At 45.3% G+C, this 15227-nt stretch carries 8 protein-coding genes and 1 pseudogene; 4 read left to right on the forward strand and 5 right to left on the reverse strand.

Annotation, left to right across the window (positions count from 1 at the left end; translation table 11 throughout):
- The first annotated feature begins 67 nt into the window (after positions 1-67).
- Complete coding sequence (locus tag AAFP14_RS19565; protein WP_341733880.1) at positions 68-1177, forward strand: class I SAM-dependent methyltransferase; 1110 nt, start codon at positions 68-70, stop codon at positions 1175-1177.
- 522 nt (positions 1178-1699) lie between these two features.
- Here the strand turns inward: AAFP14_RS19565 and AAFP14_RS19570 are convergent.
- The gene (locus tag AAFP14_RS19570) at positions 1700-2326 is read right to left on the reverse strand and encodes an alpha-ketoglutarate-dependent dioxygenase AlkB family protein (RefSeq protein ID WP_341733881.1); all 627 of its coding nucleotides are present in this window, start codon (positions 2324-2326) and stop codon (positions 1700-1702) included.
- Between the two features lie 463 nt (positions 2327-2789).
- On the opposite strand from AAFP14_RS19570, the gene AAFP14_RS19575 reads away from it, so the two are divergent.
- The 3 genes from AAFP14_RS19575 to AAFP14_RS19585 all read left to right on the forward strand — a co-directional run bounded on the left by AAFP14_RS19575 (position 2790) and on the right by AAFP14_RS19585 (position 11358).
- Positions 2790-5885, forward strand: a complete 3096-nt coding sequence (locus AAFP14_RS19575; protein ID WP_341733882.1) for an MFS transporter — start codon at positions 2790-2792, stop codon at positions 5883-5885.
- A 552-nt stretch (positions 5886-6437) separates the two neighbouring features.
- Positions 6438-10784 (forward strand): response regulator, encoded by a 4347-nt coding sequence (locus tag AAFP14_RS19580; RefSeq protein ID WP_341733883.1) that lies wholly within the window; start codon positions 6438-6440, stop codon positions 10782-10784.
- A gap of 100 nt (positions 10785-10884) precedes the next feature.
- Positions 10885-11358: a hypothetical protein gene (locus AAFP14_RS19585; RefSeq protein WP_341733884.1), complete on the forward strand. Its 474-nt coding sequence runs from the start codon at positions 10885-10887 to the stop codon at positions 11356-11358.
- 58 nt (positions 11359-11416) lie between these two features.
- On the opposite strand, the gene tpiA is transcribed toward AAFP14_RS19585, so the two are convergent.
- The 4 genes and pseudogenes from tpiA to ftsH3 form a co-directional block, all read right to left on the reverse strand.
- Positions 11417-12157 carry a triose-phosphate isomerase gene (gene tpiA, locus AAFP14_RS19590; protein ID WP_341733885.1) on the reverse strand — a complete coding sequence of 247 codons (741 nt, stop codon included), beginning with the start codon at positions 12155-12157 and terminating at the stop codon, positions 11417-11419.
- A gap of 74 nt (positions 12158-12231) precedes the next feature.
- Complete coding sequence (locus AAFP14_RS19595) at positions 12232-12417, reverse strand: PCP reductase family protein (RefSeq protein WP_340520478.1); 186 nt, start codon at positions 12415-12417, stop codon at positions 12232-12234.
- 129 nt (positions 12418-12546) lie between these two features.
- A pseudogene (locus AAFP14_RS19600) lies at positions 12547-12894 on the reverse strand (RNA-guided endonuclease InsQ/TnpB family protein); the annotation flags it as partial.
- A gap of 335 nt (positions 12895-13229) precedes the next feature.
- Complete coding sequence (gene ftsH3 / locus AAFP14_RS19605; protein WP_341733886.1) at positions 13230-15068, reverse strand: ATP-dependent zinc metalloprotease FtsH3; 1839 nt, start codon at positions 15066-15068, stop codon at positions 13230-13232.
- Between the last annotated feature and the right edge of the window lie 159 nt (positions 15069-15227).

Consider the following 15227-nt stretch of genomic DNA (forward strand, 5'->3'; position numbering starts at 1 on the left):
GATTACTCGGCGGTTAGAAACCGCGTCTTGTCAAACAAAGTCCACTCTAAGCGGACTAAGAAATATTGTGACTAAAAAAATTAGCAGTGTTGCATCTACATCAGAATTATCTGTCAGCGAATTACCGAAAAATACGGAGCCGCTGACTAATAATTCGCGTCTTAAATTAGCACTCACAGAAAAGCTCAAAAGAGGCATCAATGTGAATGGAGAATTTCATTTGCCTTGTGTGCCGTCGATGCTGGATGATTATCTGAAATTGTTGTCAGATTTCTTAAAACTGGTTGGACAAAATCTTGGCTATCCCGAAACCGAAAGTTTAAAAAAATTGCTTGGTAATGCCTTAGCGGAAGGATTCAAACAGTCGCCCCACGCTACTTTGATTGTGTCTTATTTTCCGGCAAATGCTCAAACTGGTTTAAGTGGGGGAGTTACTATCAATACCAAGATTCAAGTCGAATCTATGGCGGATAAATATCATAGCTGGCCGCAGATTCGTCCTGAGCCTTTATTTGGTAGTCATCCCGATGCGAAGGTGATGGCGATTGTGGCGGGATTAGGGGAAGCGGGGAAATGGCCGATTTTAGATGTCGGTGCGGGCCCTGGGCGCAATAGTCTGCCTTTGGCGAGGTTGGGCTATGCTGTAGATGCGATCGAATTAACACCCATCTTTGCTGAAAAATTGTCAGCCTCCGCCTCCGCAGAAAATTTGCCGATTACTGTCACCCTAGGTGATGTTTTAGATCCCTTATTGAGGATTAAAACCTATCGCTATAAGTTAGCCATTGCTACGGAAGTTTTGTCGCATTTCCGCCACACAGAACAAGTGCGTTTGTTTCTGGGAAAAATGTCTGATTCGGTTTTAAGTGGTGGGTTTATTTTATTTAGTGCTTTCTTGGCTGTGGATGGATATGAACCAGATGATATGGCGAAACAAATGTCGGAACAGTCTTGGTCTTATTTGATTACTAGAGAGGAGTTGTCGGAGGCGATTGAGGGTTTGCCTTTGGAAATTGTATCGGATGAATCGGTAATTGAATATGAACAGAAGCATTTGCCGAAGGAAGCTTGGCCACCGACAAGTTGGTTTTTGAGTTGGGCTAGTGGCCGCGATTTATTTCCAATGCAGGAAACGCCGCCAATGGAGTTGCGATGGATATTGGTTAAGCGTTTGTAGAGACACAATAATCTTCGATTGCAATCGCATTTATCTCGTTTCTGTCTACAATATCGGAATGATTTAACCGCAGAGAACACAGAGGACACAGAGTGAGAGAATAGAGAACAGTATAATAAATAAACAAAAATATAAGTGTCATAGATAGTTTTTATAAGTTAACATAAAATAGCTTTTGAACCCTATAAATTTTATCACGCTGAAATTTATCTGATTTAAATCTCCATGTGTCATAATACAAATCTTCTGATGATAATTGTATTTCTTCTAGAGGACATCCAGTTTTATTCCAAAAATCAAAAAATAGTTGAATTCTATTATGTAAATCTGTAGGACTCACACAAATAAAATAGTTGATTCCTGATTGACTTTCTTTAATAGTATTAGCCAAATTATTGATTTCAAAGCCTGTAACATCTAATATGTTTGAAAAAATATGTAATTTTATGTTTTGATTTAATGTATATAAATCATCTTTTTTTAAATATTGAAGTTTTTTATTTAAATTTTGTTTTCTTTATTTTAAACTGGTTTGATAACTCTAAAAGTTAGATTGATTCTGGGTTCAACGGATTTAGCAGTTTTAGCAATTTGATGTTTCCAGAAGTGCTGGGTTTCACCTTTCATTAACAGCAAACTACCCTTGGGTAAGTCAATATCGATTTTGTAGTCTTTTGATGTTTTATGCCTTAAGGAAAATCGGCGAGTTCCCCCAAGGCTAATGGAGGCTATAATCGGATTTTTACCTAGTTCTGGTTCGTCATCGCTATGCCAGGAAACGCTATCTTTACCATCACGATATAGATTTATAAGAACGCTATTAAAAGTAATTTTTGATATTTCTTCAGCTTTTAATTTAATTGAAGTTAGTGTGGGAGTCCAAGGTTCGGGATGCTGTTGTATACCGGAATATATATAGGATTTACCTTCATCTCCGTACCAAGCTGTAAGTCTGGGTAATGGTATCTTTTTTCCATAAATATGAATGGTATCGTGTCGCCATTTAACACTAGAATGTAAAGCTGAAAAAAGCCGATCGCTCTCTTGGATGCTAAACAAATTGGGATAGAAGATAACTTCGCCATCGGTATCAATGACTACTGTTTCTTGTGAGTCGTTGCTATCTAGCTGATTATCCCAAGGTTCCATTTTAATGATACAGAATAATTGCCTGAACTCCAGTCGGTGATAGTGGAATGAGGATTTGATATGACTATTTTGATTTTAGCATCGACTGAAGTTAAAATCTACTGGCAACTTCTAGATTTCGTGTTGAGAGTGCAGATAAATTAAATGCAGTATCTCGGTAAAAAACCCGGTTTCTGACTACTCGTAAACCAAAGAAACCGGGTTTTTAGCAGTTTTTACGAGGTGTAACGAAGTATTTTCGCAAAAACCCGGTTTCTGACTACTGGTAAAGTTTCACATAGCACAATTATTCCTAAAGTGACAGCTAGCTACAGACATATTTATACACTTCCGACTGTAGGGGGATGCTTTAGCTCGTTAATCAGGTGATGCTTGGCATTGAGGGCAAAAAACAGAAACTATACATTAGCCGATCGCGCGCCAACTCAATTATGCGAACCCGCACCTGAACGAGGAATATACTATGTATCAAAACTTGCCAATAACTTCACAAATCTATAATATCAGCCTCTGGCTCGGTCAAGTGCCAGCAGAGCGGACTATCAACACCGCAGAAGACGCAGCACTCCTCTACTCCGGGCCACAATTTTTTATTGCGTTAATCGCAGGAGTCGTACTGGCTTTCGCCTTCCAACTATTGCTAACCAACTTATCAGTAGCAGCCGGCCTTTCTTACATGGGAAATCAATCCCATGACAGTTCCCATTCTCACAGCGACAGCCCTCCAGTGCGCCACATTGGCAAAAAAGTAGGAACTTGGACGCTAATCACTGTCACCGTCGCCCTCTTCTTCGCCTGCTTGCTAGCAGTTAAACTGAGTTTGATTAGCAGCCCCGGCTTAGGTGCGATCGTCGGTTTAGTTGTCTGGGCTACCTATTTCTCTATGCTGGTGTGGGTGAGCTCCACCACCGTTGGTTCCCTGATCGGTTCCGTCGTCAACACCGCCACATCTGGCTTTCAAGCGATTGTCGGCACCGCCGCCGCCGCCCTGGGCGCTAAAGCAGCCAGCAATCAAGTGGTGGCCACAGCCAAAGCCGCAGCAGCAGCAGTGGGTCATGAGCTCGGTAGCGCGATCGATCCCATAAGTTTACGGGAAAACGTCGAAGACTATATTCAAAGCCTCAAACCGCCTGAATTAGACATCAAAGGGATGCGGAGTGAATTTGAAAAGTTGCTCAACGATCCCCAACTTAAGTCTATAGCCGGCGAGAATTTGCCCAATCTCGATCGCCAAACCCTTGTAGAATTAGTCAGTTCGCGATCGGACCTCTCAAAACGCGATGTCAACCGCATTGTAGACCAACTGCAAGACGCTTGGAAACAAGTAGGAAAACAGGGCCAGCAAACGGACGGTATCGCCCAATTAGTAGAATATTTTAAGTCGGCAAAATCGGGAGAATTGCTCTCAGATAAATTGACAAGTAGGGTAGAACAAGCCCTCAGCAATCTGGGCGGTCAAAATCAAGGACAAAACCCAACCATGATGTCCCAAGCAACGACCATGGCAGTCAATGCTTTAATGGGAATCGTATTGGGACGCACAGATATTTCTGACTTGGATGTGGAAAAAGTAGTTGGTCAACTCAAAACAGCAAAAGATAAAGTTAGCCAACAAACTGATAAAATCACCGCTCAAGTCAAAGGCGAACCGGAAACTTACAGCCCAATTCGAGCCGATGTCGAAAACTACCTTCTTAATGCTTATTCCTGGCAAATGAATCCGCAAACCATCGAGCGCGATTTTAGAGATGTACTCTACGATCCTAGCGCCGATCCTGGAACAGTTCGCCGCGAATTAGAAAAACTCAACAAGTCGAAATTTGCGGAGATATTGGCTAGCCGAGGAGTATTTACTCAAAGCAAAATCAAAGAAATCACCAATGAATTAGACGCAATTAGACAGCGAGTTTTAAACACTGTGATGTTTGCGGAGGAACAAGAAAAAATCCGGGATTTGCAGTGGCGAGTGGAAACTTATTTGAAGTTAACACCAAAAGAGGAACTGACAGCAGCAGGTATTGGTAAGGAGTTCAAGAAAATCCTCGAAGACTCCGATGCTAGTTACGAACAGTTGAGCGAGCGGATTGCTCCCTACAATCGTGATAGTTTTATCCAAATCCTCCGAGGTCGGGAAAACTTCGGATTTCAAGAAGTAGAACAGATTGTTAAAGAGTTGGAAAGGACAAAAGATGTAGTTTTAGCAGATGCCAAAGGTCTGCAAGAAGCTGCCCAAGTCCGCCTAGACAATCAGTGGCAAAAAGTGCAAGAATACTTGCAATCTACCGGAAAAGAAGAACTCAACCCCGCAGGGATTCAGCGAGATTTTAAAACTCTGTTAAACAACCCAGAAGCGGGAATGTGGGCGCTCAGAGCCAGAGCTTCTAAGTTCGATCGCGACACCTTGGTAAAATTGCTATCTCAGCGGAAAGACCTCAGCGAAGACCAAGTGAATCAACTACTAGACAGCGCCGAAGAGACTTGGCACAGTGCCCTGAGCGCACCGCAAAAAATCGCTGAAAAAGCTAAGGAACAGTACGACCAAACAACCACCGCTTTGGCAGATTATCTGCGGAATACGGGCAAATCTGAACTCAATCCTGAAGGGATTAAGCGCGATTTGACTAAATTGATGGAAAATCCCAAAGAAGGAGCTTTAGCCCTGCGAGGTCGTCTGTCGAACTTTGACCGGGATACTTTGGTAAAACTGCTTTCTCAAAGAGAAGATTTGACCGAAGAACAAGTCAATCAAATTATCGACCAAGTGCAGGATACCATCGGCTCCATTGTGAAATCGCCCCGCCGTTTGGCAAGGCGGATGCAAAGTCAAGTACATGATTTTCAGGGTGTTTTAGAAGATTATTTGCGGAATACGGGCAAGGAGGAATTGAATCCTGAAGCTATTAAGCGGGATTTGCAATTGTTGCTGCACGATCCGAAAGTTGGGGCTTACAGTTTGGGTGAACGACTGTCCCATATCGATCGCGCTACAGTAGTTTCTCTGCTGTCTCAGCGGCCGGATATTTCGGAAGCCGAAGCCAATCGCATTGTCGATCAAGTTTTGTCAGTGCGCGACCAATTCCAACAGCAAATTCAGAAAATTCAGGAGCGCATTCAGTCGGTAATTGACGGAATTTTGGCAAAAATTCGGGATTATCTCAATTCCCTCGATCGCCCAGAACTCAACTACGAAGGTATTACCCAGGATGTTCGTAAGTTATTTGACGATCCCCAAGCTGGATTTGAAGCTTTGCGCGATCGGCTCGGACACTTCAACCGGGATACTTTAGTAGCACTCATTAGTTCCCGTGACGATATCTCCGAAGCAGACGCCAACCGCTTGATCGACCAGATCGAAAGAAGCCGCAACACAGTCCTGCAAAGAGCTGAACGCTTGCAGCAAGAAGCACAGATTCGCCTCGAAAGTATCAAATTGCAAGCGGAAAAACAAGCCGAAGAAACCCGCAAAGCAGCAGAAGTTGCGGCTTGGTGGCTGTTTTTTACCGCACTTTCCTCCGCCGCGGCAGCCGCCGGTGCTGGTGCTCTAGCGGTAATTCGGTAACAACAATTCCTCTAGTCCTCCACGGGGGGTTGTCCCACTCCCTATTTTGGGAGACGTAAATATCTCTTCTTTTAGAGCCCCGACTTCTTAAGTGAAGTCGGGGCTCTGGGTATAATTTAAAACGTCAAACCAAAAGTCCCTAACAATTATTTGTCAAACTAAAAATAGTTTCCCCCTATCTCCCCCCCTCCCCTGTCACAATCTCCCCGTCTCCCACTATGCCCTGTCCAACCACCGGCGACCAAGCTACGCTAGGATTAAACCTTAATTGTTTTCCGCTTGCTCGTGCAAATTGAAAAAATTGAGATAATAAGGTAACAACTCACAATTCATGGGTTATGAATAGTAAGGAACTAAAGGTTTTTAGATACTATTTAGATACTAGATTGATTATTTTTGGTGAAATCGAGAATATTAAGGTATAGCAATGGCTACTGCATATGTGCCAAGCTCAGTTAAAATACGCAGGTCATCCCAATAGAATGTTAAACGACTTACATTTCAAACAGACCCAGGAAATTTTCCTCCTGGCATCTTGAGGAGGGCAACCCGATGCAACTCCGAAAAAAAACACTATTAATTGTTGGTGCAGCTCTGATTTGCCTGATTGTGGTTCTGTATGCGACGGCATCAACCATTTTGCTGCACGATTTCCATAATCTAGAGGCGCAGTACGTCCGTCAGGATGTAGCGCGGGCTTTGGATGCTTTAGATGATGACTTATCGAATTTAGATACTAGCGCACGAGATTATGCAGAGTGGGATGACACCTACTCCTTCGTCAACAGCCATAGTCAGGATTTTGTCAAATCAAATTTCGTAGATTCTACATTTGTTTACTTAAGGCTGAATTTATTGATGGTCCTAGACGCAGAGGGGCGTGTGGTCTTCAGTAAAGGTTTCGACCTGAAATCCAAAGCCGAGACCCCGATTCCCCAAAGCTTACAAGAGCATCTGACGGCGGCGTTGCTAAAGCCTGGGGCAGATGCGGGGGATGGGATGCCATTGGTCAAAACAGGGGTGATCACCATCCCAGAAGCCACGTTGCTGATTAGCTCCAAGCCAATTCTCAATAGCAACGAGATCGGTCCCCGTCGCGGCACTCTGATTGTGGCACGGTATCTCGACAACACCGAAATCGAATTACTCTCAGAACTGACTCACTTGTCCGTAGACTTTAGATTGCCAACTTTAGATTTTAAAGTCGGAGCGACCAGCTACTATGGGCCAGATACCAAAAGGATAGTTCAGTCCCAGCAAGAATTGGAAAATCTCAAAATCAGAATTTCCAACCTCAAATCAGTAGAAGTTTTAGTTGAACCCCTTAGCAAAAGCTTAGTCGCTGGATACGCACTGATTCGGGACATCCACGGCAATCTAGCACTGATGTTGCGAGTAGAAGTAAACCGAGTAATCTATAGCCAAGGTCAAGCCACCTTAGAACTGTTTACTCTATCGATATTGGCCGTAGGTTTAGTATTTAGCGCGATCGCACTGATATTACTAGAAAAATTGGTCTTAGCAAGATTGCAAGACTTGAGTATCAGCGTCAACAACATAGCCACCAATGGCGACCCAGACTTGCGCGTTCATATGCCCGGAGCAGATGAACTCTCCAGCCTAGCAGACACTATCAACCAGATGCTAGAAGCCTTGGGCAATTCTCAAATCGAACGCAATGAAAGCGAAGACCGCTATCGGTTGATGGCTGATAACTCAACGGACATGATCAGCCGACACAACCCCAAAGGTGTTTTTGTTTACGTATCGCCCGCTTGCAACGCTTTGCTGGGATATCAACCAGAAGAACTGATCGGCAACGTCCCCAAGGATTATTTTCATCCAGAGGATGTAGAAAAGCTATCTAAAGCCCACGCGAAATTGATGGCACTGCCAGTGACTTACACCCTCAGCTACCGTGTCCGTCGCAAAGATGGCCGATATATCTGGTTTGAAACGACCAGTCGCACCATCCGCGATCCTGAAACAGGGACTGTTCAAGAAATTATTGGGATTTCCCGCGATATCAGCTTCCGCAAGCAAACAGAACAAGAACTGCGAGAAAGCGAAGCAGCCATTAAAGCTCTGTATCAAGTGACGTCAGCACCCCGTACAGACCCGCTAAATCGCCTCTCAACCTTCGATTTGCGACTCCAAGAACTGCTGACTATGGGATGCAGACAGTTCGGGCTGGAAGTGGGAATTTTGTCGGCAATTGAAGGTAACAATTATCAAATCATGGCTGTAAAGTGTCCCGATGGGTCGATCGCCAAAGGACAAATCTATGATTTGGACAAAACCTTCTGCCTGGCCACAGCCCAGTCAAAAGAACCGCTGCACTTTGAGTCGGTGAAGTTTTTGTGCTTGGCCTTCAACACATCGGATCGCAAATTCAATAATGACCTGGCTTTCAACATAGAAGCCTACATGGGCATCTCTGTCATCGTGGCTGGGGAAGTCTACGGTACTCTCTGCTTCTGGAGTGCTCATCCCATGACAGAACCTTTCAGAGTGGTAGACAGAGAATTGGTGAAACTGATGGCTCAGTGGGTAGGTAGCGAACTAGAACGCCAGCAAGCGGGCATTGATTTAGCAAAAGCCAGGGACGAAGCACTGGCAGCCACGAGAGCCAAAAGTGAATTTTTGGCAACCATGAGCCACGAAATTCGTACTCCCATGAATGGAGTCATCGGGATGACGGGTTTGCTGCTGGATACCCGCTTAAGCTCGGAACAACGAGATTTTGTTGAAACTATCCGCAGCAGTGGCGATGCTTTGCTAACTCTGATTAACGATATTCTCGATTTCTCGAAAATTGAATCGGGTAAATTGGACTTGGAGGAGCATCCCTTTGATATCCGCACCTGCATTGAGGAATCTCTGGACTTGGTAGCTGCTAGGGCGGCACAAAAAAAATTGGAATTGGCTTATTTTATAGACAGTTCCGTGCCCGTAACGGCGATCGGGGACAGCACCCGCTTGAGGCAAATTTTAATCAATTTGCTCAGTAATGCCGTTAAATTCACTGAAGCGGGAGAAGTGGTGCTATCCTGTACTGCCAAAAAAAGGCCCAGAGTTGTAGCAAGTTCCAAACCACAGTCAGCATTTGATAGCGAAGAATCACAAATTGACCAAATCTACGAAATACAATTTGCGGTAAAAGATACTGGTATCGGTATTCCAGCCGATCGCATGGATCGGTTGTTTAAATCTTTTAGTCAAGTTGACTCTTCTACCAACCGCCACTACGGCGGTACTGGATTAGGTTTAGCAATTAGTAAGCGTTTATCGGAAATGATGGGCGGCAGGATGTGGGTGGAAAGTAGGGGCAATTTAGCTGGCAATCCTCCAGAAGATTTTAAACCGACAGTTTTGAATCGGGAATTGGGAGACAATGGCGAAGGACCAGAATTCAATGACATTGATACTCCAAGTAATCATCTAAAATCCAGTGGCTCTACTTTTTATTGCACGACAATCGCTAGATGTTGCCATAATTCCTTGCCCATTAATTTGAGCAATTCTCAACCCGAATTAGCCGGGAAGCGAGTCTTAATTGTCGATGATAATGCTACTAACCGTCAAATTTTGACTCTCCAAACTCAGTCTTGGGGAATGGTGCCGATCGCGGCTGCTTCTGCTACTTTAGCCTTAGATTGGCTCAGTGCAAAAGAACAGTTTGACTTAGCGGTTTTGGATATGCAAATGCCGGAAATCGATGGGTTGACTTTAGCATCAGAAATTCGGATGTTAGAGTCTGGGGAACAGTTGCCCTTAGTCATGCTAACTTCTATGGGCAGGCAGGAAATTAACTCTCCGGTGATGCAGCAGGTGAATTTTGCTGCTTTTTTGAACAAGCCGATCAAACAATCCCAACTTTATAATGTTTTAATCAATATTTTTGGGGAATCGAGCAGTGAAGTGAGAGTGCAGCGCAGTAGCGGAAGTTTATCCAAAAGTATACCCAGGATTGCCCAAGATTTGCCACTGCGGATTTTGTTGGCAGACGATCATTTGGTGAATCAGAAAGTGGGTTTACAGATTTTGCAGCGGATGGGCTATCGCGCTGATGTGGCGGGAAATGGCAAGGAAGTTTTGGAAGCTTTGCGCCGCCAGCCCTACGATGTGATATTGATGGATATGCAAATGCCGGAAATGGACGGCTTGGAAGCTTCGCGGCTGATTTGTCAAGAATGGGATGATGCTGCGAAACCTTGGATTGTGGCAATGACGGCCAATGCGATGCGGGGCGATCGCGAAGAGTGCATCGCTGCGGGAATGGATGATTATTTGAGCAAACCCATCCAAATTGACGAACTGGTTCGAGTTTTGAAGAGTTGTAAATCTCGATCGCCTATCGAGTTTGAGCGGTGGCAATCGATGATTTCTGTTAACTCAAATGCTGAAGAGATGGAGGGTACAAATCAATTAGAAGTGCGATCGAATGTGACTTTTGCCGAACCGCAACAACTGACAATTTCCCAGCCCAACATTGTGCCTACTCCATCTTTAGTATGCCAAGTCCCGTCAGACAATCAGAACTCCCTGAGTCGCAAAATTATTGAGGGACTGCGAGAAGTAGAAGCTTTAGAAGAGGCGATCGACATTTACATCGAAACAGCCCCCCAATTGCTAACAAGCATCTCTGAGGCCGTAAACAACGCCGATCCGCTCGCTTTGCGGCAGGCTGCTCACTCTTTAAAGTCGATTAGTGGCACTCTCGGTGCTTTTCAATTATTTGAGCTTTGCGAAGAACTAGAATTAATGGGGCGGATGGCGACAAATGCTAACCAGTCTTTGTCTGCAAAAGCCGATGGGGTTCTAGAAAAAGTTAAAGCCGAATATCAAATAGTAGAAGCAGCTTTGAAAGCAGAATTGCTCTACAGCCAGACATCTTGACTTCAGGGAGAAAATCATGCTCAAGACAGAGGAAGTCGATCGTCCAAATAGTATAACTTTTGGCAGTAAAGAAAATTCAAATCAAACAGGGCATAGCTAAATGAAGTTAAAGTCGATCGCCAAAACCAATCTATTATTAAGCAGCCTGATAATTAGCCTGGGATGGCAAACACTTCCCGCAGCAGCCGAAGCAGTTACCGATGCCCAAGTTTCGGCCCTGGTAGAAGCCCTGCGACAAGCTGCACCACCCCAAACCCCCAAGGACGGAATGTATAGTCAATGGCAAGTTTTACCGAACAATATTTCCCGTTGGGCCAAATTCTGCACCAAACAGGACTTAACGCCACAACAATTTGAGGCTGACGCGACAAAAGCCAAGTCAATTGTCACCTGCATAGCACGAGACTTACTGCGCGACGAGTACAAAGCTAGCAACAATAATGAATTGACTGCTATCCGTCGCGCTGCTTGTTGGTGGATGACAGGTGAATCGGCTGCTTGCAAAAGTGGCGCGACAGCTACCTATGCGGATAAAGTTGTGAGTGTTTATCAGCAGCAGCGGCCTAAAAAATAAAGTTATTCAACAGTTTTGTTTGACTTGGAAATAGAATTTCCATCGACAAATTTAGCAATTACCAATTATCAATTTTCTGATAATTGACAATGCGCGAAAAACTGGCAGCTTCCAAACTAGCACCACCAACCAAAACCCCGTCAATCTCTGGCTGAGCCATAACTTCATCAATATTTTCCGGCTTAACAGAACCGCCGTATTGAATTGGCACGTCAGGATTGCTCAATTTACTGCGAATCAAACCAATAACTCGGTTCGCTTCCTTAGTTTCGCAAGTATCGCCGGTGCCAATCGCCCAAATCGGCTCGTAAGCAATCACCAACTTAGTTTGATCGACATCAACCAAATCCTGTGCCAACTGAGAGAAAATGTGAGTTTCAGTTTCCCCTGCATCTCGCTGCTGCTTCGTTTCCCCGACACACAAAATCGGAATTAAATCATACTTCTGAGCGGCCTTCAGGCGCAAATTCACCGTTTCGTCAGTTTCACCAAAATATTGACGCCGTTCGCTGTGCCCGATGACGACGTAGCGAACCCCAAGTTCTGCGAGCATCGGCCCTGAAATTTCGCCGGTATAAGCTCCCGACTCTTGCCAATGAACATTCTGAGCACCGAGCCGCACCCGGCCACCGTGCAGATTTTTCGAGAGGACGGCTAATGAAGTGAAGGGAACGCAAAGCACGACTTCTCGTTCCTCCGGGGTTTCCGTCAAAGAGGAGGTGAATCCTTTAAGAAACTCTAGGGATTCAGCCCCAGTTTTGTACATTTTCCAGTTGCCAGCAATAACAATTTTCCGCACGGGTGACTCAGTAGCTCTGTGAACATTAGGAGAGGCAAGTTATAGTTTAAGGCTTTAGGGTACATTGCGATCGCCTATTGGCCAAATTCGATGCGAGCTTGCTCAACTAAGTCCACTGTGACAACTTCGGTGTCGGCTTCGCGGGCCAACTGTTCGATGCGGACGCGAGCTTTTCCCCGGACAAAGTAGGGAATATTTTTCAGCTTGGCCTTGGCTTCGGGTGTCCACTTTAAATCATCAGAGAATTCGGAATCGGGCATGGCGTTTTGGGCGATCGACTACAAGCCTTGATTTATCTGGCTTTGATGGCAAGGCTGGATGTATTAAATTTACCATAAGTGCGATCGGGCAGACATCGATGGCGAGAAGGATTCACTTGGTTTAATCTTTTATTTTAAATGATTTATATAGTATTTCAGAGGTTCCCAGCGACTAATTACTCTAAATTCTCTGCCAAACTTTTCAGATTTTGCCTCACACAAAGCTCTAAATTCGTACCATCCTTGCTGGCTAATTGATCTCGCAAGTTTGCGATTTTTAACCATACCAGACACGTTTAAATCTTCCCAAATAATAGTTTGATTCTCACTAACAACTTTGGTTGACAGTTTGTGCAAAAAGTCTTTGCGAGTATCTGCAATTTGATTGTGCAGTTTGGCTATCTGAATGCGAGTTTTGTTTCTACGTTTTGAGTCTTTGGGTTGCCGTGCTAGCTTTTTTTGAAGCCTGCGAATTTTTTAGTGTCAACTTAAGCCTGAAACCCTTGGTATATCTCGCTTTTACCTAAGTCTAGATCCCCCTAAATCCCCCTTAAGAAGGGGGACGAAAGAAAAGACTCCTGTCCCCCCCTTCTTAAGGGGGGCTAGGGGGGATCTAGATTTAATAGTCAAACAACAGTCTCTGACTGGGTTTGACCTTAAGTTGACACCTATGGGCATTGCCGTGTCCCTACAAGAGCTAGTACCTACATACCTGAAAAGTGGTGTATCTATCAAAAAATCGGGGCTATCCCGGACAATTCCAGAATAACCCCAATTACAGATTTCAAACTTTAGATTAAATCCAAAATCAATTAGGCAATAGTCGCCATTTTGACATCACTATTAGCCAACAAATTTTGCAATTCTTCCGCATCCACAGTTTCCTTTTCTACTAGCATATCTGCCAAGGCATTAAGGACGTGGCGATTACCAACCAGGACATCTTTAGCTCGTCGGTAAGCTTGTTCTACCAACAACCGAACTTCATTGTCGATCGCCGCTGCGGTTTTTTCCGAGAAATCCCGTTCAGCCATGATATCGCGACCCATGAACATATTTCCTTGTTGGCGACCGAGGGCTACAGGGCCTAGTATATCGCTCATACCGAAGCGAGTCACCATTTGCCGTGCGACTCTTGCCACTTGTTGCAAGTCATTGGAAGCGCCTGTGGTCACTTCTTCTTCACCGAAGACAATCTCTTCAGCAATGCGGCCGCCTAAAGCAACGGCCATTTGATTTTGCAAGTATGAGCGAGAATACAAGCCAGAATCCATCCGGTCTTCGCTAGGTGTGAACCAAGTCAAACCACCGGCGCGGCCGCGGGGGATAATGCTAATTTTTTGCACGGGGTCATAATCGGGCATGAGCGCACCGACTAGGGCGTGACCGGCTTCGTGGTAAGCTACCAAAGTTTTGCGCTTTTCGCTCATTACGCGGTCTTTCTTTTCTGGGCCTGCGAGGACGCGATCGATCGCATCATTGACTTCATCCATGGAGACTTCGGTCAAGTTGCGGCGGGCTGCCAAAATTGCTGCTTCGTTCAGCAGGTTGGACAAATCTGCACCAGTGAAACCAGGTGTGCGGCGGGCGATTTTTTCTAAGTCCACATCCTTGGACAAGGTTTTGCCGCGGGCGTGAACGTTGAGAATTTCGAGGCGACCGGCGAAGTCGGGGCGATCTACTACTACTTGGCGATCGAAGCGACCTGGACGGAGCAAGGCAGCATCCAGCACATCAGGACGGTTCGTAGCAGCAATAATAATGATGCCGGTGTTACCTTCAAAACCGTCCATTTCAGTCAGCAATTGGTTGAGGGTTTGTTCCCGTTCATCGTTACCACCGCCCATACCAGCGCCGCGTTGACGGCCTACGGCGTCAATTTCATCGATAAATACGATACAAGGAGCGTTGGTTTTGGCTTGTTCAAACAAGTCGCGGACGCGGGAAGCACCCACACCGACGAACATTTCGACAAACTCGGAACCGGAAATTGAGAAGAAAGGAACGCCTGCTTCGCCAGCGACTGCTTTTGCTAAGAGGGTTTTGCCTGTTCCGGGAGGGCCGACTAACAGCACGCCTTTGGGGATTTTGGCACCGACTGCGGTGAAGCGGTCTGCATTTTTCAGGAAGTCCACGACTTCGGCGAGTTCTAGCTTGGCTTGTTCGATGCCGGCTACGTCGCTGAATGTTACCTGAGTTTGCGGCTCCATTTGGACTCTAGCTTTGGATTTGCCGAAGTTCATGGCTTGGTTGCCGGGCCCGTTTTGGGCGCGTCGCACCAGGAAGAAGAGTCCGACCAACAGTAGAATTGGGAAGAAGAGGCTGCTGAGGGCTTTTACCCAGAAGCCTTCGTCGCTTTGCGGTAGAACGGAAATGTCTACGTTGTTTTTGGTCAGGATGTTGATCAGTTCTGGGTCGTTGGGCAAGTTGACGATCACTTTGTTGCCGTCTTGGGCTGTGACCAGGGCTTTGGTGCGATCGGAACTGATATTGATTTTGTCTACTCTCTTGCCTTCGACTTCCTGAATGAATTGACTGTACTTCCAAACTTCGCGGCTTGGGGGCTGTTTGTCAAAAAATGCGGTTGCTAAGGCAATGACTACAATAGCCAGAAGTGCGTACAGGCCAGCGTTTCTCCAGCGTTTATTCACTGAGGTGGATCTCCTAATTTTTAGTCCCTGTGATTTGGGAATTTTTATTTATGTTCATCAATCTTAACGTAATTGTAACTTGTTTTTGGTTGGCTGGAATCTCGGCTGTGGGCGATCGGCTGCTCATGTCCTAGCCTAGGGCTTCTAGCTCATCCTCAC

It is taken from the genome of Microcoleus sp. EPA2 (assembly GCA_020882975.1).
Taxonomy (GTDB): Bacteria; Cyanobacteriota; Cyanobacteriia; order Cyanobacteriales; family Microcoleaceae; genus Microcoleus.